The sequence below is a fragment of the Pseudomonas sp. NPDC089408 genome, assembly GCF_044749445.1.
GTDB lineage: Bacteria > Pseudomonadota > Gammaproteobacteria > Pseudomonadales > Pseudomonadaceae > Aquipseudomonas.
The window spans coordinates 510001-536548 of sequence record NZ_JBIVHY010000002.1 but is presented as its reverse complement, the minus strand read 5'-3'; the positions used below and the strand labels follow the sequence as shown (position 1 = coordinate 536548).

General features: G+C 66.4%; 11 protein-coding genes. 3 read left to right on the top strand and 8 right to left on the bottom strand.

From position 1 onward, the window contains the following. Positions 1–95 precede the first annotated feature (95 nt). The 7 genes from ACIP02_RS05710 to ACIP02_RS05680 all read right to left on the bottom strand — a co-directional run bounded on the left by ACIP02_RS05710 (position 96) and on the right by ACIP02_RS05680 (position 8741). Positions 96–1418, bottom strand: coding sequence for an ATP-binding protein (locus ACIP02_RS05710; protein WP_400614086.1), 1323 nt, complete (start codon positions 1416–1418; stop codon positions 96–98). Continuing rightward, the gene (locus ACIP02_RS05705; protein WP_400614084.1) at positions 1415–2098 is read right to left on the bottom strand and encodes a response regulator; all 684 of its coding nucleotides are present in this window, start codon (positions 2096–2098) and stop codon (positions 1415–1417) included. The genes ACIP02_RS05710 and ACIP02_RS05705 overlap by 4 nt, the downstream gene beginning before the upstream one ends. A gap of 533 nt (positions 2099–2631) precedes the next feature. After that, on the bottom strand, positions 2632–3195 hold the full coding sequence (locus ACIP02_RS05700) for an NTP transferase domain-containing protein (RefSeq protein ID WP_400614081.1): 564 nt from the start codon (positions 3193–3195) through the stop codon (positions 2632–2634). Then, positions 3192–4163 (bottom strand): XdhC family protein, encoded by a 972-nt coding sequence (locus tag ACIP02_RS05695; protein ID WP_400614078.1) that lies wholly within the window; start codon positions 4161–4163, stop codon positions 3192–3194. The genes ACIP02_RS05700 and ACIP02_RS05695 overlap by 4 nt, the downstream gene beginning before the upstream one ends. Before the next feature lie 3 nt (positions 4164–4166). Beyond that, the gene (locus ACIP02_RS05690) at positions 4167–5378 is read right to left on the bottom strand and encodes a cytochrome c (RefSeq protein WP_400614075.1); all 1212 of its coding nucleotides are present in this window, start codon (positions 5376–5378) and stop codon (positions 4167–4169) included. 2 nt (positions 5379–5380) lie between these two features. Further along, a complete protein-coding gene (locus ACIP02_RS05685; protein WP_400614072.1) occupies positions 5381–5917 on the bottom strand; it encodes a (2Fe-2S)-binding protein in 537 nt (178 codons plus the stop codon). After that, positions 5910–8741 carry a xanthine dehydrogenase family protein molybdopterin-binding subunit gene (locus tag ACIP02_RS05680; RefSeq protein ID WP_400614069.1) on the bottom strand — a complete coding sequence of 944 codons (2832 nt, stop codon included), beginning with the start codon at positions 8739–8741 and terminating at the stop codon, positions 5910–5912. The genes ACIP02_RS05685 and ACIP02_RS05680 overlap by 8 nt, the downstream gene beginning before the upstream one ends. A gap of 618 nt (positions 8742–9359) precedes the next feature. On the opposite strand from ACIP02_RS05680, the gene dsbD reads away from it, so the two are divergent. Genes dsbD through dsbG form a run of 3 tightly spaced genes read left to right on the top strand, consistent with a single transcriptional unit; the run spans position 9360 to position 12671 of the window. Beyond that, positions 9360–11075: a protein-disulfide reductase DsbD gene (gene dsbD / locus ACIP02_RS05675; protein ID WP_400614066.1), complete on the top strand. Its 1716-nt coding sequence runs from the start codon at positions 9360–9362 to the stop codon at positions 11073–11075. Next, entirely contained in the window at positions 11075–11911 is an 837-nt protein-coding gene (locus tag ACIP02_RS05670; RefSeq protein ID WP_400614063.1) for a prolipoprotein diacylglyceryl transferase family protein, read from the top strand. The genes dsbD and ACIP02_RS05670 overlap by 1 nt, the downstream gene beginning before the upstream one ends. Before the next feature lies 1 nt (position 11912). Beyond that, positions 11913–12671, top strand: coding sequence for a thiol:disulfide interchange protein DsbG (dsbG, locus tag ACIP02_RS05665; RefSeq protein WP_400614060.1), 759 nt, complete (start codon positions 11913–11915; stop codon positions 12669–12671). 316 nt (positions 12672–12987) lie between these two features. Here the strand turns inward: dsbG and ACIP02_RS05660 are convergent, their stop codons facing one another. After that, a complete protein-coding gene (locus ACIP02_RS05660; RefSeq protein WP_400614058.1) occupies positions 12988–25941 on the bottom strand; it encodes a non-ribosomal peptide synthetase in 12954 nt (4317 codons plus the stop codon). Positions 25942–26548 lie beyond the last annotated feature (607 nt).

Sequence of the window (26548 nt, the reverse complement as noted above, 5' to 3'; positions counted from 1 at the left end):
TCGCGGGTAAACCCGCTCCTACACAGGTTTCGCGTACGGCGCGGACCTTGTAGGAGCGGGTTCACCCGCGAAGAGGCCAGCACAGGCGATAAAGATCAATGCCCAGGGCGCGCCGGCACCTGCAACAACACCCGCAACCCGTCGCTACGGCTGTCAAACCTCAGGCTCCCGGCACAGCGCTGCACGATCGCCTGCACAATCGCCAACCCCAACCCGCAGCCGCCGCTCTGACCATTGCGCCAGAAGCGCTCGGTCAAATGCTCAAGGTCGGCCTCTGCAATCCCCGGCCCATGGTCGCGCACCATGAACCCCACCTGCCCGTTGGCCATCTGCACTTCCAGTTCCACTGCCTCATCGCCGCCATGGCGCAAGGCGTTGTCCAGCAGGTTGCGTAACGCTGCCACTGCCAGCGGCGCCGGCATGCCCAGGTAGATCTGCGTCGCCTCTTCGGGCAAGCGCAGCACAATGCGCCGGTTGTCGCCGCCACCGGCATCCTGCACTGCCTGGCGGGCCACCTGCTCGGCGCTGCACTGCACACCGTCCTCGAACGACAGGCTGCCTTCGACCCGCGCCAGCATCAGCAATTGTTCCAGCGTGCGGTGCATGCGGTCGGCGCCCTGCTCGGCATGCTCCAGCGCCTGCTCGCGTACGGCGCCATCGGTCATGCGCGCGACCTGCAAGTGGGTCTTGATCGCGGTCAGCGGGCTGCGCAGCTCGTGCGCGGCATCGTCGGTCAGGCGCCGCTCGCGCTCGATGGTCTGGGCAATGCGCAGGAACAGCTGGTTCTGGGTGTCGAGCAACGGCTGCAGCTCGCTGGGCAGGCCTGCCACCTGCAGCGGCTCGACACTGTCCGCGCGCCTGCGGCGCAAGGCATCACGCATGCGGTTCAGCGGTTCCAGGCCTTTGCCCAGGCCGATCCACAACAGCCCCAGGCTGCCCAGCAGGGCCATCAGCACCGGCGCCGAAGCGGCCAGCAGAATCGACTGGTTCAGCGCCTCGCGCTCCATGTGCCGGTCGGCCGTGGTGATGCGCACATCGCCATGGTTGTAGGTGAAGGTGCGCCACAGGGCATCGTCGATGGTCTGGTCGCGGAAACCACTGCGCTCGTCGTCCATGGCACCATCGTGCTTGTGGTTGCTGGCGAGGATCTCGCCACGCAGCGAGCTGACCTGGCAGGCCATGCCATCCGGTACGCTGAACTGGTCGGCGGAAAAGTGCGCCTCGCCGTCCTTGGCAGTCAGCGGCTGCGGCAGCTGGTCGATCAGCCCGGCGACCATGCGCGCCGAAGCCACCAGGCGCTGGTCGAGGGAAAACATCATCTGCTGGCGCAGGTCACGCAGCATCCACGCGGCAGCCAGCACCCAAATAATCACGAAGGCACTGCCAAGGATCAGGCTCAGGCGTACCCGCAGGCTCATGATGCGGCCTCTTCCGGTGCCTGCGCCGGGCCCAGGCGGTAGCCCAGGCCGCGCACGGTCTCGACGATACTGTTGCCGAGCTTGCGCCGCAGGTGGTGGATATGCACGTTCAGGGCGTTGCTTTCGACTTCGTCGCTAAAGCCGTACACGCAGTCTTTCAGTTGCTCGCTGGACAGCACCCGCCCGGGGTTTTGCAGCAGCGCCTGCAGCAGCGCCTGTTCACGGCGGGACAGGTCGACGTGCTGGCCGGCCAGGGTGGCCTCGCAGCTGCTCGGGTCATAGCGCAGCAGGCCGTGCTCGATCACGTTCACCGCCCGCCCGGCCACCCGCCGCAGCAGGGTATGCAGCCGCGCAGCCAGTTCGCGCAGGTCGAAGGGTTTGAGCAGGTAGTCGTCGGCACCGGCCTGCAGGCCATCGACACGGTCGGTGACGGCGTCGCGGGCGGTGAGCACCAGCACCGGCAAGGTCTCGCCTTTTTCGCGCAGACGGCGCAGCAGCTTGAGGCCGTCTTCGTCAGGCAGGCCAAGGTCGAGGATCATCACGTCGAACTGCGCAGCCTGCAGCATCGCCCGCGCAGCCGCGGCGTTGCCCACCCGGTCCACGGTCAGGCCCTGGGCGGTAAGGCCGGCGCAGATGCCGGCGGCGATCAGGTCGTCGTCCTCGCAGAGCAGAACGTGCATGGTGGGGCTCCCGGAGTGGTGTGGCTGGCATTGCACCTTGGGCGGATTAAGGGGGGATTATGGACCTTTTGTGGGGGGGTGGGGGGTTCGCCTTGGGGGTGGTGATGGGCCGGGTATTCGCCATAACATTTTCTGCGCTGCGGAGGGTGTCCGCCACCACATTTTCTGAGCCTGTGGAGGGTGTCCGCCATCACATTTTCTGCGCCTGTGAGATCGAGCGCCGCCCGCGCGGCGCTTCGCGGGGCAAGCCCGCTCCCACATTTGTTTCGGGCCTGTTACTCCTGTGCCTTTTGCGCGCGCACCTTGGGTGCATGGCTGGAAATCGATAGAAAGCAGCGACACCTTCAATATCAAATGGAACAAACAAGGCGGATAGAGGTGATCTCACAGGAATAATTGGCCCGAAACAAATGTGGGAGCGGGCTTGCCCCGCGAAGCGCCGCGCGGGCGGCGCTCGATCTCACAGGCGCAGAAAATGGGGTGGCGGACACCCTCCACAGGCGCAAACGATGTTGTGGCGAACTCCCTGGGCCCTACACCAACCCCTGCGGCGTATCCACATCCCGCAACACCCCAACATCCGCCACCTCAATCACCACACAACAATCCCGCTGCGCCCGCACCACCGCCCGCGCCCCTTCATCCCCAGACAACTGCCCCAGCGCCGGCCAGAAATCGCGCCCGAAAATCACCGGATGCCCCTGCTGCCCCGCATGGCGCGGCAATACGATGTTCGAAGCACTGCAAGCCTCGACCAGGCGCCGCAAGGTTGCCGATTCGATCCACGGCATATCACCCAGCAAGATCGCCACCGCCTGCGCCTGGCTATCGCCTAATGACTGGGCACCGGCAGCCAGGCTATGCCCCATCCCCAGCGCCGCATCCGGGCTGTCGATGATCCGGCAGTCCGCAGGCAAACCAAAATCTTCGCCCCGCTCCCCCTCACGAAGCACGACGCGCACATCATCGAACACCGCCCTCGCCCGCTGCACGCTATGCGCCAGCATGCTGCGGCCATCAGCCAGGGTCGCCCGGCGCTTGTCAGCGCCGAAACGCGTGCCGCGCCCGGCCGCCAACAGCAGCGCGACCACACTCACAGCGCGGCCCGCCCGATGCCGTTGCGCAGGCGCAAGATATCGGCCAGCACCGCCAGGGCGATTTCGGCCGGGGTCTTGCTGCCCAGGTTGAGGCCGATCGGGGCATGGATGCGGCCCAGGTCGACCTTATCCAGACCACCAATGCGCTGCAAGCGTTCGCGGCGCTTGTCCGAGGTGGCCTTCGAGCCCATCACGCCAATGTAGAACGCTTCGGTACGCACCGCTTCAAGCATGGCCAGGTCATCGATTTTCGGATCATGGGTCAATGCAACCACCGCCGTGTCGGCATGGCAACCGCCATTGGCGATAAATTCCGACGGCAGCTCGCGGCGCACTTCGATGCCGTCCAGCCGCACGCCGTCGAGCACTTCGGCACGCGGTTCGCAGAGGATGACTTCAAAGCCCATGCCTTTACCGAACTCGGCGCAGAAATGCGCCACGCTGGAATAGCCGGCCAGCAACAGGCGCTGGGCGGCGCCGACACGCAGGCGCACCCGGTCACTTTGCCGCTCCACCCGCGGCCCCTGGCTAGGGTCGTCGGCCAGCTGCCGAGTGCCCTCGGGCAGGCACACTTCACGCAGCACCCGGCGCTGGCCCAGCAGCGCGCTTTCCAGGGCCCGCAGGTGCGCCTGCACTTCACACTCGGCCGCCAGGTTTTCCACCAGCACTTCAAGCACGCCGCCACACGGCAGGCGAATGCTCGAACGCGCGTCGCTGCCATCGCCGTACCGCACGATGGCGACCGGATCGGGGAATTCCCCCAGGGCCACGCGCTCGAGGAAGTCATCTTCGACACAGCCACCCGACAGCGAACCCAGCCATTGGCCGCTGGCGTTCACCACCAGCAGCGCGCCCGGCGCACGCGGCGCCGAGCCATAAGTGGCGAGCACGGTGCACAACCACACCCGCTGGCCGCTGCCCGACCACTGCAAGGCCTGGCGGATCACCTGAAGATCGAGATGTTGCACGGGTTACTCCGCCTTCAGCTCGGCGAGCTGCTGTACGTTCAGGTCGCCAGGCAATCCACCCCAGGCCTGGCGCAGGTAGTTGACCATGTCCGTCACTTGCTGGTCATCGAGCTTGCCGGCAAAGCCTGGCATCGGCTGCATGCGCTCGAAGCCGGTGAACTGCTGTTCACGGATGCCTTCGAGGGTGACCTTGACCAGGTTACGCGAGTCGGTCTGGCGCAGCACGGTGTTGCCGCGCATGGCCACGGCGATGTGCGGTTTGCCCTCGCCGTCAACCCCGTGGCAACCGGCGCAGACGTTCAGGTACTGCTGGTGGCCACGCTTGGCGCTGTCACTCATCTGCGCCAGGGCAACAGGCTGGATGGCCTTGGCCGGCGGCGGCTGGTCACCCAGCAAATAGGTGGCCATGGCCGCCAGGTCGGCGTCTTCAAGATGCCGGGTGCTGTGGTGCACCACCGGGAACATCTCGTTGAACATGCTGCCTTGTGCACTGATGCCGTGCTTGAGGAAGGTGGTCAGGTCTGGCTGGGTCCAGCCGCGCTCGGCCAGGTCCTGGGCCAGCAGGCTTGGCGCCAGGTAACCCGCCAGCAGGCCGCCGCGCAGGCGCTGGTCCTGCTGCAGCGCGCCGATCGGGTTGCGCGGGGTATGGCACTCACCGCAATGGCCCATGACCTCGACCATGTACTGGCCGCGCTGCCAGGCCGGGCTTTTGCCCTCGGTGGGCTGCAACTGCACGCGCTTGCCATACAGCATGTTCCAGCCGCTCAGCCCCATGCGCACGTTGAACGGAAAGCGCAGTGCGGTCTGTGGCGCCGGGCGGTTGATCGGCGGGATGGTCATCAGGTAGGCGAGGATCGCATCCGAATCCTCGCGCTTGATCAGGTGGTACGAGGTGTACGGCATGGCCGGGTAAAGGTTGGCGCCGTCCTTGCGCTTGCCCTCGGTGACCGCGGCGAAGAACTCATCGGCACTGTAGTTGCCGATGCCGTACTGCTTGTCCGGGGTGATGTTGCTGCCATATATGGTGCCGAACGGCGAATGAATCGGCAGGCCGCCGGCAAACGGTGCGCCGCCTTCGGCGGTGTGGCAGGCCATGCAGTCGGCCGCACGGGCCAGGTATTCACCGCGCTTGACCTGCGCCTCGTCGGCAGCCAGGGCAGCCGAACTGAAAGCAACGCCGAGGGCCAGCGCCAGTGCGCTACGTACGAAGCCCATGCTCAACCCTCCTTGACCAGGCCGAGGTCGTTGAGCACCGTGCGGGTGGCGTCGTAGTAACGCACATAGCCGGTGCAGCGGCAGATGTGGTGACCAAGGCTGGCCTCGATGCGGTCTTCCACCTCGCTCTTTTTCAGCGGCTGACGCTGGGCGGTCTCCACCAGCACAGTGGCGGCGTTGACGAAGCCCGGGGCGCAGTAGCTGCACTGGAAGGCGAACAGGTCGACGAACTTCTGCTGGATCGGGTTCAGCGTCAGGTTACCGGCCTCGTCCTTTTTGGCATGGCCTTCGATGGTGCGGACTTGCTTGCCTTCGAAGTAATGGGCACCGGTGATGCAGGTGCGCACTTCTTCGCAGGTACCATCGGGGTTGTCGACGATCACCACGCAGGCGTGGCAGATACCCTGGCCGCAGCCCAGCCGCGAGCCGGTGAGGTTCTGGTGTTCGTGCAGGTAGTCGAGCATTGCCAGGTCGTCGGGGACCTCGACCGGGCCGACCGGTTGACCGTTGAGGGTCAGTTGCAGTGGGCGGTTAGCCATTGAGGGCCTCCTTGATACGGGCTGGGGTGATAGGGAGATCGCGCACGCGCTTGCCAATGGCATGCGCGACGGCATTGCCGATGGCACCGACGACCGGGATCATCACCACTTCGGCGATGCCTTTGGACGGGTCGGTCGGTGACAGCGGCGGGAGGATTTCGCTGGTCTGCTGCCACACCGCCACATCGCGCGCATGCGGCAGGCGGTAGCGGTTGAAGTTCCAGTCGCCCTCCCCGGGCCCGCCCTCGTACAGCGGCATTTCTTCGGTCAGTGCGTGGCCGATACCCATGGCGATACCGCCTTCGAGCTGGCCCTTGACCAGCTCCGGCACCAGCACCCGGCCACACTCGACCCAGCTGTGGTGGTTGAGCACCTGAACTTCATGGGTGCCCTTGTTGACCTTGACTTCGACGAGGGTCGCCACCGGGCTGTAGTAGGTGACCATGGCGTTGTTCAGCTGGGTGTCGGGGTAGGCAGCGTTTTGCCGGTCAAGCAGGTGGTAGCCGTGGCTGCTCATCTGCGCTTTCTTGGCGTTTACTGCACCATCGCCGTATTTCACCGCCACGGCGTCGAGCGGGAAACGCTCGCGCACGCCGTCGATGACGAAATCAGCCTCGGCCCAGCTCCAGCGGTTGAAGCCGTGCACGCTGACGCCGGTGACCAGGCCCATGTCGTGGGCCTTCTGCGCCAGCTGGGCGAACGGGATCGGTGCCAGGCCGTTGCCGGTCAGTTCACCGTTGACCCACACCGCGTTCTCGCGGCGCACCACCAGCGGGTTGGCCTGCCCGCCGTGCGGCCCCTGGCTCCAGATGGCCATGGCCGCCGGCCACAGGCCATGATTGAACAGCACGCGTGCCGCTTCGCGGGTGGCATGGCTGAAGTAGAACGCCGAGTTGGTCGCCGACGACGGCGAGGCCAGCTTGCCGACCCAGCGCGGGTTACGCAGCGCGGCGTCCTGCTCGGCCTGGCTGATCAGGTATGGGTTGCCGCTGGTGCTCAGTTGCAGCTCCGGCCATTCGGTGACCGCCGTGCGTACCTCGTCGGCCGAGCGGCCAAGGAAGTCGCTGACCACCAACGCCTGCGAGGTGGACATGCCGGTGCCCAGTTCGGTGCCAATGTGGCGCAGGCTGATGCGCCCGTCACGGCTGAACTCGATGCTGGCCATCGGTGCTTCGGAGCCAGTGCCGAAGTCCTTCTGGCAGATGGCAAAGCCGACGCCGTACCAGTGGTCCGGGTCTTGCGCGTCCATCTGCTGCTTGCGCGCATCGCGGTTGCGCCACCCTTCATGCACGGCGGCCTTGTCGAGGATTTCGTACAGGCGCAGGGCACCGGCCGGGACTGCACCCTGGGTATTCTTCATGCCCGACTTCAGCGCGTTGGCACGGCGCAGGTCGATGGCATCGACACCCAGGCGACCGGCGATTTCGTCGACCATCATCTCGGTGGCGGCCATGGTCTGCAGGGTGCCGTAGCCGCGCATGGAGCCGGCCTCAACGCCACGTGAGTAATAGGCGGTCACCGACAGGTCGTTCTGCGGCATGTAGTAGATCGACTGCGCCGCAGTCGCCCCCACTGCGGCCACCGACGGGCTGTAGTTGATGCGCCCGCCGCCGTCGCAGCTCAGGTCGGCGCGGAAGATCTTGAAGCTGTTGTCCTGCTTGTCCACCGCCAGCTGGTAGCGAATGTCGAAGGCATGGCGCTTGATGCCGCTCTGGAACTGCTCGTAGCGGTCGTTGGCCAGGCGGATCGGCACCCCGCCGCCATACAGCGCGGCCACGGCGGCATAGAAGACAAAGATATTGTTGTCTTTCGAGCCGTAGCCGACGGTGTAGCCGGGGTGCATGTTCAGCGTGTGCAGGGCGAAGCGCGACGGTTTGATCATGTGCACGCATTCCTGCGCCACTTCAAACGGGCACTGGGTGGCAACCACGAAGTGCAGCGTGCCGGTGGCCGGGTCGTACCAGCCGTTGCCGTTGTCCGGCTCCAGTGCGGCGGGCTCGATGGACGGCGTTTTGTAGCGCTCGTCGAACACCAGCCAGCCTTCGGGCGGGTTGTCCAGCTGCTCGCCCATGCGCTTGGCGTAGAACAGCCCCTGTTCGGTCAGGTCACCGTGCTGGTTGGGTTCCTTGGACCACACCGGTTTGCGGTTGAGGATGGTCGGGAACAGCATGGAATTCTTCAGGCTGGAGAATTCATCGTCGTCGAACGGCGTGGCACCGCCCACCCGCACGAAGCGGAAGCTGCCATAAGGGTCGCGCTGGTACAGCGGTGCCTGGGCACCGTAACGGATCGCCTGGTCGTTGAACTGCAGCTTGCGCTTGGCCTGGCGGAAGCGCTCGAAGTCGTGCCAGATCAGGATCGCCACCGGGTGGCCGATGAACATCGGCACCTTGCCGGGCGGCAGCAGTGGGTCGGGCGAATGGGCCTCGGGCCAGGCGATACCGTCCTGCTCCAGGTCGGCGGCAGTGACGATGCGGTCCGGTTGCAGCTCGGCACCGAGCAGGCTCAGGTCGTGGCCGGCATAGATGCGGTCAGCCTTGGTCGCTTTGAGCAGCAGCGCATGGCCTTGCTGCGTGGGCCAGCCGGGCATGTCCTTGGCGCGGATGTCGCGGGCGAATACCTTGTCGCCGCAGACCTTGGACAAGGCATCGTTACGGAAACGCGCCTTGCCGTCGTGGTTCATCCACTTTTGCGGCGAGGTGGTGACGCGTTCCTCCATCAGCGCGGCGAACGCCTGGCTGCCAAGTGGCGCCATGGTTACGCCGACACCAGCAATCAGGCCGCCTTGCAGGAAGGCGCGCCGGGAAATATCACGGTTGGACATGCTTGATCCTCTGGGCAGCAGGGGGTCTGCCCATTTTTTTGATTCTTGTGCGGGGGACTCGGAAGGGTGAGAACCTTGTCGCACGAGTCAGAAAAATCTGACCTGTGCGTCAACTTTACAACAAGAATATGGGCATACGCAAAGTCAAGTCGACAATATGTCGCGGTGTGTCTGGGGTGACGGGTGGGGTTGCGTCGGGGCTGATAGGTGTTCGTCTTTGGGTTTTCAGCGCCTATGAGATCGAGCGCCGCCCGCGCGGCGCTTCGCGGGGCAAGCCCGCTCCCACATTTGTTTCGGGCCAGTTATTCCTGTGCCAGAGGTGCGCGCACCCTCGGTGCATGACAGGAAATCGAAAAAAAGCAGCGACACCCTCAATTTCGAATGGAACCAACAAGGCGGACAGAGGTGACCTCACAGGATTAACTGGCCCGAAACAAATGTGGGAGCGGGCTTGCCCCGCGAAGCGCCGCGCGGGCGGCGCTCGATCTCCCAGGCGCTAAAAAACCCCCGACAAACACCTGCAAGCCCTAACGCGCCCCCCCAAAAAACCACCGTTAACCTTCATTTAATCAACCCCATCCAGCATGGCCCCATTCCTGGATCTGCCAAGGCGAAGACATGCGCGTCCTCCTGCTCTTCCTCACATTACTTCTGGTCGGCCCGTTGCAGGCCAACCCGTTCGACGTAAAACCCGACTTCCTGCCGGTGAACCAGGCCTTCGTGCTGACCCACGAGCGCCAGGCCGATGGCCAGATGCGCCTGTACTTCCAGATCAAGCCGGGCTACTACCTGTACCAGAAGCGCCTGAAATTCGACGGGCTGCCGCCCGAGCAGCACCCGCAACTGCCCCCGGCGCTCAACCACCACGACGCGTTCTTCGGTGACAGCGCGGTGTACCGCGAGCAGCTCGAACTGCTGCTGCCGGCCAACGCCCAGGGCCAGTTGCGCCTGGGCTGGCAGGGCTGTGCCGATGCCGGCCTGTGCTACCCGCCGCAAACCACCGCGATCGACCTGGGCGGCAGCGTAGCGCCGGCGGCCGAGCAAGCCAGCGACCAGGCCTTGGCCAGCGGCCTGCAACAGGGCCACCTGGCCTGGAGCCTGTTGGCATTCTTCGGCCTGGGCCTGCTGCTGGCCTTTACCCCGTGCTCGCTGCCGATGCTGCCGATCCTTGCCGGGCTGGTGCTGGGCAACGGCGCCAGCGCCCGCCGTGGCTGGCTGCTGGCCGGGGTCTATGTGCTGAGCATGGCCCTGGTGTACGCCGCCCTCGGTGTGGTTGCCGCACTGCTGGGTGCCAGCCTGCAGGCATGGCTGCAGCAACCCTGGCTGCTGGGCAGCCTGGCGGGGCTGTTCGTGCTACTGGCACTGCCCATGTTCGGCGCCTTCGAACTGCAACTGCCTGCCGCCCTGCGCGACCGCCTGGACCGCGCCGGGCAAGGTACCCGTGGCGGCAACCTGTATGGCGCGGCGCTGCTCGGCGCGTTGTCCGGCCTGCTGATGGGGCCGTGCATGACCGCGCCGTTGGCCGGCGCGCTGCTGTACATCGCCCAGAGCGGCGACGTGGTGCAAGGTGCGCTGGTCCTGTTCACGCTCGGCCTTGGCATGGGCGTGCCGCTGCTGTTGCTGGTCACCCTGGGCAACCGCTACCTGCCACGCCCGGGCGCCTGGATGAACCGGGTCAAGGCTGTATTCGGCTTCGTGTTCCTGGCCATGGCGCTGTACACCCTGCGCAGCCTGCTGCCCGCCGCGCTGCTGCTCGCGCTAAGCGGCGCCTGGTTGATCGCCCTCGCCTGGGCGTCCTGGCCGGCCCTGCAACGGCTGCCGGCGCTGCGTGCAGTGCCACTGCTCGGCGCGCTGTGGGGTGGCTTGTTGCTGGTCGGTGCGGCCGCCGGGGGCGACGACCTGTGGCAGCCGCTGCGCCCATTTGCCGGTGGCGCCGGCACGCCGGTCGCCAGCCAGCACGCCGAAGACAGTTTCGTCACCGTCAGCCGCCCCGAAGACCTGCAACGTGAGCTGGATGCAGCCAAGGCCCGTGGCCAGTGGGTGATGCTCGACTACTATGCGGACTGGTGCGTGTCGTGCAAGGTCATGGAAAAACAGGTATTCGCCCGCAGCGACGTGCAAGCCGGCCTGGCCGGCGTGCACCTGCTACGCCTGGACGTGACCGCCGACAGCCCGGCCAGCAAGGCCCTGCTGCAGCGCTACCAGGTACCCGGGCCGCCGAGCATCATCTGGATCGGCCCGGAAGGCGAAGAACGCCGCGCGCGGCGCATCACGGGTGAAGTGGATGCGGCCGCGTTCCAGCAACACTGGGCCCAGACCAGGAGCCAAGGCTGATGCTCACCGTAACCCTCGGACCCCTGACCATGGCCCTCAACCACTTGTTGATGCTCACCGCCCTGGTGATCGCCAGCGTGGTCGGCTGGTGGGTCGCCCGGCGTGGCGGCGAAAGCCCGGAATCGGCACTGTTCAACCTGTTCCTGATCGGCCTGCTGTGCGCCCGCGCAGGCTTCGTGCTGGCCTACTGGCCGATGTACCAGGGCGACCCGCTGCAGATCATCGATATCCGCGATGGCGGCTTTCTGTTCTGGTCGGGCCTGGCGGGCATCGTGCTCGCTGCCCTGTGGCAAGGCTGGCGCCAGCCCGGCCTGCGCCGCCCGCTGGGCTGGGCGTTGTTCAGTGGTGCGCTGTTTTGGGGCCTGGCCAGCTTTGCCGGGCACCTGTACAGCAAGGGCACCGAGCTGCCCGAACTGAGCCTGCGCAATGTCGGCGGCCAACCGGTGGCGCTGCACAGCTACCGCGGCAAGCCGCTGGTGATCAACATCTGGGCCACCTGGTGCCCGCCGTGCCGCCGCGAAATGCCGGTGCTGCAACAGGCGCAGAGCGATTACCCGCACGTGACCTTCCTGTTCGTCAACCAGGGCGAGACCCCGGAAAACGTCAGCACCTTCCTCGCCACCACCGGCTTGAGCCTGACCCACGTGCTATTCGACGGCACCGGCCTGCTGGCCCAGCGCGTCGGCTCCATGGCCCTGCCTACCACACTGTTCTACGACGCTGACGGGCGGCTGGTCGGTAGCCACCTCGGCGAGCTGTCCCGGGCCAGCCTGCGCCACGCCCTGGAACCTTTCGACCGGGCCATCGCGCCCGCCCCTGCCGCACAAGGAAACTGACATGCGATTGACTGCACTGCTGCCCCTGTCCCTGGCCTTGCTGGCCGCCCCTGCCCTGCAAGCCGAAGAGCTGCCCAAGGCGGTTCAGCAACTGCAAGCCAAGGGTGCCGTGATCAAGGGTAGCTTCGACGCGCCCGACGGCCTGCGCGGTTATGCCGCCGAGTACCAGAACAACGCCCTGGCCCTGTACCTGACCCCCGACGGCAAGCACGTGCTGGTCGGCAGCCTGTTCGATGAACAGGGCAAGGATCTGAGCGCCGAGCCGCTGGAAAAGCTGGTGTATGCGCCGATGAGCAAGGAGATCTGGGCGAAGATGGAGAAAACCGCGTGGATCGCCGACGGCAAGGATGACGCGCCGCGCAAGGTGTACCTGTTCAGCGACCCGAACTGCCCGTACTGCAACATGTTCTGGGAACAGGCGCGGCCGTGGGTGGAGTCGGGCAAGGTGCAGTTGCGCCATATCATGGTCGGCATCATCCGCGAGGACAGCCCGGGTAAGTCGGCAGCGCTGCTGGCGGCGAAAGACCCGGCCAAGGCCTTGCAGCAACATGAAAAGGCCGGCAAGGCCAGTACCCTGAAGCCGCTGGACAAGGTGCCGGACGCCGTGCAGCAGAAGCTGGCGGCGAACATGGCATTGATGGAAGAGATGGGCTTGCAGGCCACCCCGGCGATTTTCTACCAGGATGAGCAAGGCCAGCTGCAGAGCCAGCAGGGGGCTCCGCGGCCGGAGATGTTGGGTAAGATTCTCGGCAAGCGCTAGCGCATGTCGTGAGTGTTGCAGTGATGCAGAAATCGAGCGCCGCCCGCGCGGCGCTTCGCGGGGCAAGCCCGCTCCCACTGTCTGTTTCGGGCCAGTCCATCCTGTGAGGTCACCGCTGTCCGCCTTGTTTGTTCCCCTCGATATCGGCTGCGCCGCTGCTGTTCTCAATCTCCAGCCATGCACCCAGGGAGCGAGTGCGCAGGTGGCAGGAGTAACTGGCCCGAAACAGATGTGGGAGCGGCCTTGTGCCGCGAAGCGCCGCGCGGGCGGCGCTCGATTTCCGCCACCCTGCAACCCTCAAGCCGAACCCTACCCCCTACAACCCCTCCAGCTCGGCCATCAGGTCACTCAGCCGGTCGACCTTGTCGTCATCCAGCGCACTGCCCTGTAACCCCTGCACATACGCGGCCAGTTCCTCCACCGTGCTGCACTCGAACATCGCCCGCAGCGGCACATTCAGCTGCAATTGCTTCTGCACCCGCGAGGCGATCTGCGTGGCCAGCAACGAATGCCCGCCCAGCTCGAAGAAGTTGTCGTGCACGCCGACCCGCTCAGCCTTGAGCACATCGGCCCAGATACCCGCCAATACCTCTTCCAGCGCGTTGCGTGGCGCCTGGTAGGCCTGACTGTGCTGGCCGCCAATGTCGATGGCCGGCAGGGCCTTGCGGTCGAGCTTGCCGTTGGCGTTGTGCGGCAGGCTGTCGAACCAGCCCCAGTGCAGCGGCACCATGTACTCCGGCAATTCGGCACGCAGCCGCTGCTTGATCTGCTCCAGCAATGCCGCATCGGCACTGGCGCCCTGGTGCGCCACCAGATAACCGACCAGGTGCTTGCCGTTGACGCCCTCTTGCACGCCCACGGCGGCATCGCGAATTTCCGCCTGCTCGTGCAGACGGGCTTCGATCTCACCCAGCTCGATGCGGTAACCGCGAATCTTCACCTGGTGGTCGATGCGCCCGACGTACTCCAGCACGCCGTCCGGGCGCTGCCGCGCCAGGTCACCGGTGCGGTACAGGCGCTCGCCCGGCGCACCGTATGGGTGCGGGATGAACGCCAGCGCCGTGCGCACCGGGTCGCCGACATAACCACGGCCAACCCCCGTGCCAGCGACGCACAACTCACCCACCGCACCCAGCGGCACCAGCATCTGCTGCTCGTCGAACAGGTACAGGCGGTTGTTGTCGGTCGGCGTGCCGATCGGCAGGTAGCTGCCTTGGGTCGAGGCAGCATCGACGCGGAAGAACGCCACGTCATCCGAACACTCGGCCGGGCCGTAGGCATTGACCAGGCCGATCTGCGGGTAGCGCTGCAGCCACTGCGCCGCCAGCTCCGGCGGCATGGCCTCGCCCGTCGGCAGCATCCAGCGCAGGCCATCGAGGGCCTGATGGTCGTTGGCCAGCATGCCCTGGATCAGCGACGGCACGCTTTCCAGCACGGTAATGCCGGTGGCCTGCACATGCGCCAGCAGGCCCTGCGGATCGTGGGCGATGGCATTCGGCACGATCTCGAGGCTGGCCCCGAACAGCGGCGCAGCAAGGAATTGCCACACGGAAATGTCGAAGCTCTGCGATGCAGTCTGGGCGATCACGTCCTGCTCGCTGAGCGCCAGGTACGGCACCTTGCTCAGCTGGTTGTTGAGCATGCCGCGCTGCTCGACCATCACCCCTTTCGGCAGGCCAGTGGAGCCTGAGGTGTAGATCACATAGGCAAGGTTATCCGGCCCGCTGTGGATGCCGGGATTGTGGCTGGCAACGGCGCTGGCCTGGATGCCTTCCCAAACCAGCAGCTGCGGCCGTGCCGCCAGTTCCAGCTCACCCAGCAACTGCCGCCCTTGCTCAGCACAGGCCGCACTGCACACCAGCACCGGCGTGCAGCTGAGCTGGATGATGCTTTGCAGGCGCGCTGCCGGCAGGCCCGGGTCCAGCGGCAGGTAGCCGGCGCCGGCCTTGAAGCTGCCGACGATCATGCCCAGCAGCGGCAAGCCGCGCTCGGCCAACAGCGCCACTGGTTGATCCACGCATACACCCGCCGCAATCAGCGCATGGCCCAGTCGGTTGGCCGCCAGGTTCAGGCCGGCATAGTCATAGGCGGCTTCCAGGCAGCGGGCCACGGTGCGCTGCGGATGCGCGGCAACCTGCGCCTCGAACTGCGCGACGTAGCTTTGCTCCAGTGGGTAAGCCCGCGCGGTGCGGTTGCAATCTTCCAGCAGAAAGCGCTGTTCTTCCGCGCCGAGCAACGGCAGGTCGCCCACTTCGCCATCAAAGCCCTGCACCAATGCCAGCAGCAGGCGCTTGAACTCGGCCAGCAGGCGCTCAACGGTCGGGTAGTCGAAGTAGCGTTGGTCGAACGACAGGTGCAGGCCCAGGTCATCGCCCGGGTAGCACACCGCGGTCAGCGGGAAGTTGGTGTGGGTACGGCCGGAATCCGAGCTGGCGTTCAGGTGCTGGGCATGGTCGAGCACGGCGGTTTCCACCGGTGCGTTCTCGAACACGAACAGGCTGTCGAACAGCGGCTGGCCCTTGGGCAGCTCGCTGCATTCCTGAATCGCCACCAGCGGCAGGTACTCGTACTCGCGCAATTCCATGTTGCTTTGCAGCAGGCCTTGCAGCCACTGGCGCACGCTGCTGCGCTCACCGGCCACCGGCAACTGCACGCGCAGGGCGACGCTGTTAATGAACAGGCCAACGGTACGCTGCATCTGCGGCATGCTCACCGGGCGCCCGGCCACGGTCACGCCAAAGGCCACGTCGCGGTCGCCACTGTAGCGCGCCAGCACCAGCGCCCAGGCCGCCTGGGCAAAGGTGTTGACGGTCAACTGGTGGGCCTGGGCCAGTTCGCGCAGGCGCACGCCTTCGCTGACCTCCAGGCGCGTGTAGCAATCGCCGACGACCATGCCGCTGCCGGCGTGGTCATGCCGCAATGGGCGGTCGCTGGGGAGCGCCGTGGCGCGTTCGAACCCGGCCAGGTTGGCCTGCCACCAGGCACGCGCATCGTCCAGGCCCTGGCGTTGCAGCCAGCCAATGTAGTCGCGGTAGCGCGGCGGTACCGGCAACTGCGCCTGGCGCCCTTCGCCGAGCGCCTGGTAGACCTCGAAGAAGTCGTTCATCAGCAGCGAGCGGCACCAGGCATCGATCAGGATGTGGTGGTTGCTCATCATGAACCAGTAGCGCTCGTTTGCCACGCGCACCAGGCGCAGGTGGAACGGTGCCTCGCTGAGCAAGGCAAAGCCGGCCTCGCGCTCCTGCTTGTGCAGGGCTTGCAGGCGCTGCTCCTGAGCATCGGCGTCAAGCTCGCGCCAGTCCTGGTAGTCGACCGCCAGGTTGCCCGGTTTGTGGATGATCTGCAGCATCGCTTCGCCGCTGTTCCAGCTGAACGAGGCGCGCAGTGCTTCGTGGCGCGCCACCACCGCTTGCCAGGCCAGGGCGAAGCGCTCGGGGTCGAGCGCGCTGTTGATGCGGTAGCGGTCCTGCATGTAGTACAGGCCGGTGCCCGGCTCCAGCAGGGTGTGCAGCAGCATGCCCTCCTGCATCGGGGTTAGCGGGTAGACATCCTCGATCTGCGCAGCCGGTACCGGCAGTGCGTCAATCTGCTCCTGGGTCAGGTGCGCCAGCGGGAAGTCCGACGGGGTGAAGCTGCCGTTGCCCTCGGCCAGGCAATGCGCGACCAGCGCCAGCAGCTCCTGCCGGTAGGCTTCGGCCAGGTTGGCGATGGTCTGCTCGTCATAGCGTTCGGCGCTGAAGGTCCAGCGCAGTTGCAGGGCACCGCCATACACCTGGCCATCGACGCTCAGCCAGTTGGGCAGCGGTGCATCACGGTCATGGGCCAGGCCGGCCGGGGCATCCAGCGGCTGGAACAAGGCCGCGCTGTCGAACTGCTGATCGAACTGGCCCAGGTAGTTGAAGGTGATGCGTGCCTGCGGCAAGGCCGCCATCTGCTCGCGCCCGGCATCATCGGCCAGATAGCGCAGTACGCCGTAACTCAGGCCTTTGTGCGGCACCTGGCGCAGGTGTTCCTTGATGTGCTTGAGCGAACCGCCCCGTGCCGCATCGTCATCCCCTGGCAACGGGCGCAGGCTCAGTGGATAGGCATTGGTGAACCAGCCAACGCTGCGGGTCAGGTCCATGTCTTCGAACAACCCGTCGCGACCGTGGCCTTCAAGCTGCACCAGCACGGCTTCGTCACCGCTCCAGCGGCACACGGCCCGCGCCAGCGCAGTCAGCAGCAGGTCGTTGACCTGGGTGTGGTAGGCCGCCGGGGCCTGTTGCAGCAACTGCCGGGTCTGCTCTGTGTCCAGGCCGATGGCCAGGGTGCGGGCATGGCGGTGCAGGTTGCCGCCCTGCGGGTGGTCGCACGGCAGTTCGCGGCGCACACCCCCCAACTGGCCCTGCCACCAGCCCAATTCGTCGCGCAGCGAATCACTGCCGGCATAGCTGGCCAGGCGCGCAGCCCAGTCACCCATGGCGTGGGTCTTGGCCGGCAGCGGCTGGCCACGGTACAGCGCTTGCAGGTCTTCCAGCAGTACTCGCCACGACACGCCATCGACCACCAGGTGGTGAATCGCCAGCAACAAACGCTGGCTGCCCTGCCCGTCAGCCACCAGCAAGGCACGCAACAGCGGGCCCTGGTGCAGGTCGAGGCTGCGTTGCACATCGCTGTACAGCGCCTGGCAATCGGCAAAATCGGCGACCGTGGCGGTCCACAGCAGTTGTTCGACGCCGGGCGGGGCATACTCGGCCTGCCGGCGGCCAGCCGCCTCGGCAAAGCGCAGGCGCAGGCTGTCGTGGTGTTGCACCAGCGCCGCCAAGGCGTGTTCAAGCAGCGCTTCATCCAGCGGCTGGCGCGCCTCCAGCAGGACCGCCTGGTTCCAGTGTTGCGGCTGTGGCACTTCGCTGTCGAAGAACCAATGCTGGATCGGCGTCAGGCCAATCTCGCCCCGGCGCAGGCCCTGGTCGATGCTGCTGGCGGCCTCGCTGTGCCGTACCACGGCGGCCAAGGTCTGAATGGTCTGGTGCTGGAACAGGTCACGCGGGGTGAACTGCAAGCCGGCCTGACGGGCGCGGCTGACCACCTGGATCGACAGGATCGAGTCGCCGCCCAGCTCGAAGAAATTGTCCTGCACACCGACTTGGGCAACGTTGAGCACGTCGCGCCAGATCTGCGCCAACTGTGCTTCCACCTCATTGCCCGGTGCCTGGTATTGCTGGCGTGCCTGCTCAAGGTCCGGCAGCGGCAGTGCGCGGCGGTCGAGCTTGCCGTTGCCCATCAGCGGCAGGCTGTCGAGCAGCACCAGATGCGCAGGCACCATGTAGTCCGGCAAGTGCTGGCGGGCATCGGCTTTCACCGCCTCGCGCAACAGGCTTTGCGCCGCATTGTCGGCAGTGGCCTGCTTGCACACCAGGTAGCCCACCAGTTGCTTGCCACCGGGCAGATCAAGGGCAAGTACCACGGCTTCGTCGACATCGGCATGCGCCTGCAGGCGGCTTTCGATTTCGCCCAGCTCAATGCGAAAACCTCGAATCTTCACTTGCTGGTCGGCACGGCCAACGTACTCGACCAGGCCATCCGTGCCCAAGCGCACCAGGTCGCCGGTGCGATACAAGCGCCCGCCTTCGCGGCTGAACGGGTCGGCGACGAAACGCTCCGCGCTGAGGCCCGGGCGATCGTGGTAGCCCTGCGCCAGGCCGGCACCCCCTACATACAGTTCGCCAATGCCACCCTGCGGCAACAAGGCCAGGTCTTCATCGAGGATGTAGGCCGTTCGGCTGCCGATGACGCGGCCGATCGGCACGCTGCCAAGTTCCGCCGGGAGCACTTCAGGCGCCAGACAGGCCAGCGGCATGACCACGGTCTCGGTCGGCCCATAAGCGTTGAAGAACTGCTGCGGGGCAAAGGCCTGGCGAATGCGCTGCAGGTGCTCGCCGGTCAATGCTTCACCACCGGTGATCACCAGGCGCACCGGCAGTTGCTCACCCTGCCCGCCCAGGTACTGCGCCAGCTGGCTGCCGTAGCTTGGGGTGAAGCCGAGGATGCTCACCTGCTGCTCGCGCACCAGTTGGCAGATTTCTTCGGCACCCCACTGCCCTTGGGCGCGCAGCACCACGCGGGCACCGCACAGCAGCGGTACCCACAGGCGCTCGCTGGCTGCGTCAAAGTTGATCGAATAGAAGTGCAGTTCGCAGTCATCGCTGCGCATGCCGAATTCGGCGATCACCGTCTGGCAGTGCATGGCGAACTCGCCATGGCTGACCACCACGCCCTTTGGCTTGCCGGTGGAGCCTGAGGTGTAGATCAGGTACGCCTGGTGTTGCGGCAGGTTGAGGTTATCCAGCGGCGCATCGCTGTAGGCCGACAGGCTGGCAGCGTCGTCTTCCAGGCTCCAGCGCGCCACGCCCTCGGGCAGCTCGCCCAGGGTTTGCAGCAACGCGCGCTGGCTCAGCAGCAGGCCGATGCGGCTGTCTTCGATCATGTAGCGCAAGCGGTCGAGCGGGTACTCAGGGTCCAGCGGTACATAGGCGCCGCCAGCCTTGAGGATGGCCAGCAGGCCGACGACCATTTCCAGCGAACGCTCCAGCGCCAGGCCTACCCGCACCTGCGGGCCGACACCGCGCTCGCGCAGGGCACGGGCCAGGCGGTTGGCCTGCTGGTCGAGTTCGGCGTAGGTCATGTGCTGGCCGGCAAAGGTCAGCGCCCCCGCCTGCGGCGTGCGTGCGGCCTGGGCCGCGAACAGGCCGTGCAGGGTCTGGTCGAGGTCGAAATCGTGCTCGCCCTGCAACTGGCCGACCAGCACCTGCTGCTCGGCGCTGCCCAGCATCGGCAGCTCACACAGGCGCTGTTGCGGGTTGTCGAGCAGGCCGACCAGCAATTGCTGCCAGTGCTCGGCCATGCGTGCGATGCGCGGCTCGTCGAACAGGTCGCGGCTGTAGGTCAGGCAGCAGCCCAGGCGGCCATCAAGGTCGGTCACCTCCAGGTACAGGTCGAACTTGGTGGCACTGGCGTCGTTGACCAGGTAATCCACGTGCATGCCGGCCAGCGTGCGGCTTTGTTGGAAGGCCCAGCGCTGCACGTTGCACATCACCTGGAACAGTGGGTTGTAGGCGCTGCTGCGTGGCGGCTGCAGGGCCTCCACCAGTTGGTCGAACGGCAGGTCCTGGTGCGACTGGCCTTCGATCGCGGCCTGGCGCATCTGCTCCAGCAGCGCGCTGGCGGTCATTTGCCCGTCCAGCTCGCAGCGCAGCACCTGGGTGTTGAGGAAGGCGCCGATCAGGCCTTCGCTTTCCGGGCGAATGCGGTTGGCCACCGGCGCGCCGATGCGCAGGTCGCGCTGGCCGCTGTAGCGGTGCAGCAAGGCGGCCAGGGTGGCAGTCATGGTCATGAACAAGGTCAGGCCACGCTGGCTGTTGAAGGCATGCACGCGCTTGACCAGCGCCGGGTCCAGCTCGAAGCGGTACAGCTCGCCTCGGTGGCTCTGTACTGCCGGCCGCGGGCGGTCGGCGGGCAAGGCCAATACCGGGTGTTCATCACCCAGGCGGCCTTGCCAGTAGGCCAGCTGGCGAGCGCCCTCGCCGCTTTCCAGCCATTGCCGTTGCCACACGCTGTAGTCCAAGTACTGCACCGGCAGCGGCGCCAGCGGCGATTCGCGGTCATCGACGAAGGCTTCGTACAGCTCGCCCAGTTCGCGGGCGAAAATGTCCATGGCCCAGCCTTCGGTGACAATATGGTGCAGGGTGAGGACGAAGACGTGCTCGCGCTCCTCGGCCTTGACCAGGCAGGCACGCAGCAGCGGGCCGCGCTCCAGGTCGAACGGCTGGTGCGCCTGGTCGTCGGCCAGCTGTTGCAAGCGTTGCTGGCGGGCATCGGCAGGCAATGCACTGAAGTCCTGCCAGTCCAGGTGCAGGCCGCTGTCTGCGGCTACACATTGGTACGGCACACCGTCGATGCTGGGGAAGGTGGTGCGCAGGGTTTCATGGCGCACGATCAGCGCCTGCAACGCGCGCTCGAACGCGTCCACATGCAGGGTACCGCGCAGGCGCGCCATGCCGCCGACGTTATAGGCCGGGCTGTCCGGTTCCATTTGCCAGAGGAACCACATGCGCTGCTGCGAGTACGACAGCGACACCGCCTGGCGCCGGTCGACGCGGGTGATTTCGCCTTGCAGGTTGTGTTCGCCGGCAGCGCGGATACGCGCGATCTCGGCACAGAAGGCGCCCAGCTCGCTGGCTTCGAACAGCGCCTTGAGCGGCAACTCGACGTCGCAGGCCTGGCGGCTGCGGGAAACGATCTGGGTGGCCAGCAGCGAGTGGCCGCCGAGGGCGAAGAAGTCGTCCTGCAGGCCGACGCGCGGCAGGTTCAGCACTTCGCGCCAGATGGCGGCGACCTGCTGTTGCAGTTCGCTTTGCGGCTCAACGTGTTCACGCTGCTGCCACACCGGCGCCGGCAGCGCCTTGCGGTCGACCTTGCCGCTAGGGCCCAGTGGCATGTGTGCCAGCGGGATGAGTTGCGCCGGCACCATGTACGTCGGCAACTGTTCACCCAGCGCCGCCAACAAGGCTTCGGGCTGGGCACTGCCGCTGTAGTAGCCGACCAGTTGCGCGCCAACGGCGTCCATGTGGATCAGCACCAGTGCCTGTTCGACACCGGCCTGCGCCAGCAGGCACGCCTGCACCTCTTCGGGTTCGACGCGGAAGCCCCGCACCTTCACCTGCTGGTCAAGGCGGCCGAGGTACTCCAGCGCCTCCAGCTGTACCTGCCAACGGGCACGGTCGCCGCTGCGGTACAGGCGCTGGCCATTGCCGTCGGCCTGGGGCACGAAACGCTCGGCGGTAAGGCCAGGGCGGCCCAGGTAGCCACGGGCCAGGCCTGCACCACCAAGGTACAGCTCGCCCGGCACGCCTGGGGCAGTGAGTTCAAGCTCGTCGTCAAGCACGCGGCACAACACATTGCCCAGCGGGCGGCCGATGGGCGAGCGTTCACCGTCCGTGGCCTGGCAGTGCCAGTGGGTGACGTTGATGGCGGTTTCGGTCGGGCCGTAGCGGTTGTGCAGTAGCACCTGCGGCAGCAGTTGCAGTACGCGGTCGCGCAGCGCAGCAGACAACGCTTCGCCACCCGAGAACACCCGGCGCAGGCTGCTACAGGCAGCCGCCTGCGGCTCCTGGACGAACACCTGCAACAGCGGCGGCACGAAGTGCAGCGTGGTCACAGCATGGGCCTGGACCAGTTCGGCGATACGCTGCGGGTCGCGGTGTTCGCCAGGGCCGGCCAGCACCAGTTTGCAGCCGGTGACCAATGGCCAGAAGCACTCCCACACCGACACGTCGAAGCTGATCGGCGCCTTCTGCATCAATACGTCACTGTCGTTCAGCGCATAGGTGGCCTGCATCCACTGCAGGCGCTCGGCCAGCGCCGCGTGGGTATTGCCCACGCCTTTGGGTTGGCCGGTGGAGCCGGAGGTGTAGATCACATAGGCCAGGCTGTCACCGTGCAGGTGCAGGCCAGGGGCATGGCTGGGCCAGCTGTCCAGGTGCAACTGGTCGAGGGCAATGGCGCTGACGCCGTCGACCTGGGGCAGCTTGCCCAGCAGGCTGCTGTGGCTCAGCAGCAGGCCGGCATTGCAGTCGGCAAGCATGTAGGCCAGGCGTTCGGCGGGGTAATCGACGTCCAGCGGCACATAGGCACCACCGGCCTTGAGAATGGCCAGCAGGCCGACCAGCAACTGCGGCGAGCGCTCGATGGCAATCGCTACACAGGTGTCGGGGCCGACGCCTTTGTCGCGCAGGTAGTGGGCCAGGCGGTTGGCTTGCTGGTGCAGCTCGGCGTAATCCAGGCTGCCGCCCTCCCACGCCAGCGCGGTGCGCTGCGGGGTCAGGCGTGCCTGCTCATTGAGTTGCTCGACCAGCAGCTGCTGTGGCGCAGCGGTCGCTGCCTGGCCCCAACCCAGCAGCTGGGCGCGGCCCGCCTCGTCGAGCAATTGCACTTCGCCCAGCGCCCGTTGCGGCGCAGCGCACACCTGCTCCAGCAGCGCCAGCAAATGCCCGGCCAGGCGCTTGATGGTGCTGGCGTCGAACAGTTCGCTGGCATAATCAAAGGCCAGGCTCAGGCGGCCCTGGTGGTCTTCTTCGCTGTGCAGCTGCAAGTCGAACTTGGCTTCGCGGCTGTGCCACGGCAGTTCCACGGCCAGCAGGCCCGGCAGGCGGCGCAGCGTCGACAGGTCGCGCTGCTGGTGGTTGAACATGACCTGGAACAGGCCCTGTTCGCGGGCTTCGGGCAGGGCTTCGACCAGTTGTTCAAACGGCAGGTCCTGGTTGGCCTGGGCCTGCAGGGTGGCCTGGCGCACCTGGGCCAGCAACTGGGTGAACGGCAAGCGGCCATCGAGCTGCGCACGCAGTACCTGGGTGTTGATGAAGAAACCGACCATGCCTTGGGTTTCCAGGCGCGGGCGGTTGGCGTTGGGCACGCCGACGCGGATGTCGGCCTGGCCGCTGTAGCGTTGCAGCAATGCCTGCCAACCGGCCAGCAGGACCATGAACAGGCTGGCCTGCTGCTCGCGGGCCAGGCCCTTGAGCGCGTCGCCGAGCTTGGCGGGCACCTTCAGGTTGAAACGCGCAGCGCTGTGCTCGCGCTGGCTGGCACGTGGGTGGTCGGTACACAGGTCGAGTACCGGCAGTTCATCGCCCAGCTGAGCCTTCCAGTAGTCCAGTTGGCGCTCGGCTTCGCCGTCGGCCAGCCACTGGCGCTGCCACTGGCCATAGTCGGCGTAACCCAGGGGCAGCGGTGCCAGGTTCGCCTGCAGGCCTTGGCAGTGGGCCGCGTACAGTTTGGCGAACTCGTCGAGCAGGATGTTCAGCGACCAGCCATCGGCAACGATATGGTGCAAGGTCACCCACAGCTGATGGTCTTCCTCGTCCAGTCGAACCAGGGTCACCCGCAGCAAAGGGCCTTGAGTCAGGTCGAACGGCTGGCGGGCCTCGGCTTCACGTTGGGCGGTGACCTGTTCGGGCGCCTGGCCTTCGAAGTTCAGGCGGGCCAGGTTGAAAGGCTGCTGCGCCAGCACGTGCTGCAGCGCCTGGCCGCCCTCTTCACTGAACACGGTACGCAGTGATTCGTGGCGCGCCACCAATGCCTGGAACGCAGCTTCCAGGGCAGTTTCATCCAGCTCGCCACGCAGGTGCAGGCCGGCCGGAATGTTGTAGGCCGCCGATTGCGGTTGCAGTTGCCACAGCAACCACAGGCGGTTTTGCGCCAGCGACTGGGGCAGCGCCTGGCCGCGTTCAAGGCTGGCGATAGCTGCCGCCTGTGCACCGCCTTCGGCGAGTATCGCGGCCACGGCATTGCTGTAGTCGGCCAGCACCGGTGCTTCGAACAAGGTGCGCAGGCTAAGGTTGATGCCCAGCTCATCGGCCAGCCGCGCAGTGGCCTGGGTGGCCGCGATGGAGTTGCCACCCATCAGCAGGAAGTGGTCGTCTGCCGCCACTGCGCTGACCTTGAGGATGTCGCGCCACACGGCGGCGATGCGCGCCGGCAATTCATCACTTGCTGCCTCAGCGGCAACGGCCTCGCTTGCGTCAGGGAAACGGGCATAGCAATCCAGGCTGCCATCGTCCATGCGCAGGCGGCAGGCCGAGCGTTGCAGCTTGCCGCTGGAGGTCTTCGGCAGCGCGCCCGGGTTCAGCAGCAGGACCACCGCCGGCGCCTGGCGGCAGGCGTCGGCGATCACCTGGCGCAGGGTCTTGATCAGCGCCTGGGGCTTGATGGCTTTCTGCACGTTGCGGCTGATCTCCACCGCCACGCCGATGCCCTCCTCGCCCTGGTGCTCCACGGCAAACACCGCCACCCGGCCTTTGCGCAGCACCTCCACTTCGCGTTCGAGGGTTTTTTCCAGGTCCTGCGGGTAGAGGTTCTGCCCGCGTACGATCAGCATGTCTTTCAGGCGCCCGGTGACGAACACCTCGCCGTCACGCATGAAGCCCAGGTCGCCGGTGCGCAGCCAGGTCTGGCCGTCCATCTCGACGAAGGTACGGGCACTGGCTTCAGGGTTACGCCAGTAGCCCAGGGCGATGCTCGGGCCACCGGCCCAAATTTCGCCGACCTGGTTGTCGCCCAGCGCGTGCAGCTGTTGCGGCTCGACAATGCGTACCGCATGCTCCGGTTGCGGGTAGCCACAGCTCATCAGCACGCTGCCTTTGCCGGGCTCGGCGCGGTTGGCGGCGAAGGCTTCGGCATCCAGCTCCAGCGCCGGGATGCCCTGGCCACGGCGGCTGCCGCTGACGAACAGGGTGGCTTCGGCCAGGCCGTAGCTGGCGAAGAAACTTTGCGGGTCGAAACCGCAGGCCTGGAACTTGTCGGCGAAGGTGGCCAGGCTGTCCTGGCGGATCGGCTCGGAGCCGGAGTAGGCCACGCGCCAGCGACTCAGGTCGAGCCCGGCCAGCGAAGCTTCGCTGACCCGCTCGCTGCACAAACGGTAGGCGAAGTCAGGGCCGCCGCTGATGGTACCGCCGTACTCGCTGATGGCCTGCAACCAGCGCAGCGGCCGGGCCAGGAAGTAACCCGGCGACATCAGCACGCAGGGCACGCCGCTGAAGATCGGCTGCAGCAGGCCACCGATCAGGCCCATGTCGTGGTACAACGGCAACCAGCTGACGATCACGTCGTCGGGGTTGAGGTCGATGCCGAAGCCACAGCGAATCAGTTGCTCGTTGGCCACCAGGTTGCCATGGCTGACCTGCACGCCTTTGGGCAGTGCGGTGGAGCCGGAGGTGTACTGCAGGAAGGCGATGTCTTCGCCCTTGAGTGCCGGTTCACGCCAATTCGCGGCCAGCATCGGGTCCAAGCCGTCCACGGCCAACAGCTCGGGCGCGTTGTCCGCTGCCAGGGCTGCCAGGCCCTGCAGGTTGTCGTGCAACGCCGCCACGGTCAGCAGCAGGCGCGGCTCGGCGTCGGCGATGATCGACAGCAAACGCTCCTGGTGGTGCTGGCGTGCGGACTCTGGCGGGTAGGCCGGCACCGCGATCACGCCCGCATACAGGCAGCCAAAGAACGCCGCTACGTAGTCTGGCCCGCTGGGGAACAGCAACACGGCACGGTCACCAAAGCTGGCGCGCGCCTGCAAGGCCGCGGCGATGGTGCGCGCACGCTGGTCGAGGTCCCGGTAGCTGAGCACGGCCTGCTCGCCGGGGGCGTCGGCGAGAAAGCGCAGGGCGATCTTGTCCGGGGTCTGCGCGGCGCGTTGCGCCAGGGCCTGGACCAGCGAGAGCGGGAGTTCGAAGGCGTCCGTCATGGGGTGTTCCTGCCAGTGTCTGTTGGGGCGTGCCGGCTGCGCCGCGAACGTGGGCGGGCAGCGGTTGGCGGCCGGGATGTACACAGGGGAACGGATGGGCGGGGGGAGAAATTAGCGGGGTTGGAAAGTGCCTGTCTTGAGAGAGTGTCAGGGCGATAGAGTGCCTGCCTTGCAGAGAGCGCCAGGTTGAAGGTGCCTGCCATGAGGGAGTATCAGGGCAACACGGTGCCTGCCATGAGAGGTGTGCCGCCTGTGAGATCGAGCGCCGCCCGCGCGGCGCTTCGCGGGGCAAGCCCGCTCCCACATCTGTTTCGGGCCAGTTATTCCTGTGCCAGAGGTGCGCGCACCCTTGGTGCATGACAGGAAATCGAAGAAAAGCAGCGCCGCAGTCGATATCCAAGGGAACACACAAGGCGGACAGAGGTGGCCCCCACAGGAGGGACTGGCCCGAAACAGATGTGGGAGCGGGCTTGCCCCGCGAAGCGCCGCGCGGGCGGCGCTCGATCTCACAGGCGGCACACCCCTCATGGCAGGCACCTTGTTGCCCTGACAATCTCTCAAGACAGGCACCCTATCGCCCTGAAATCCCCTCAAGGCAAATACCCTC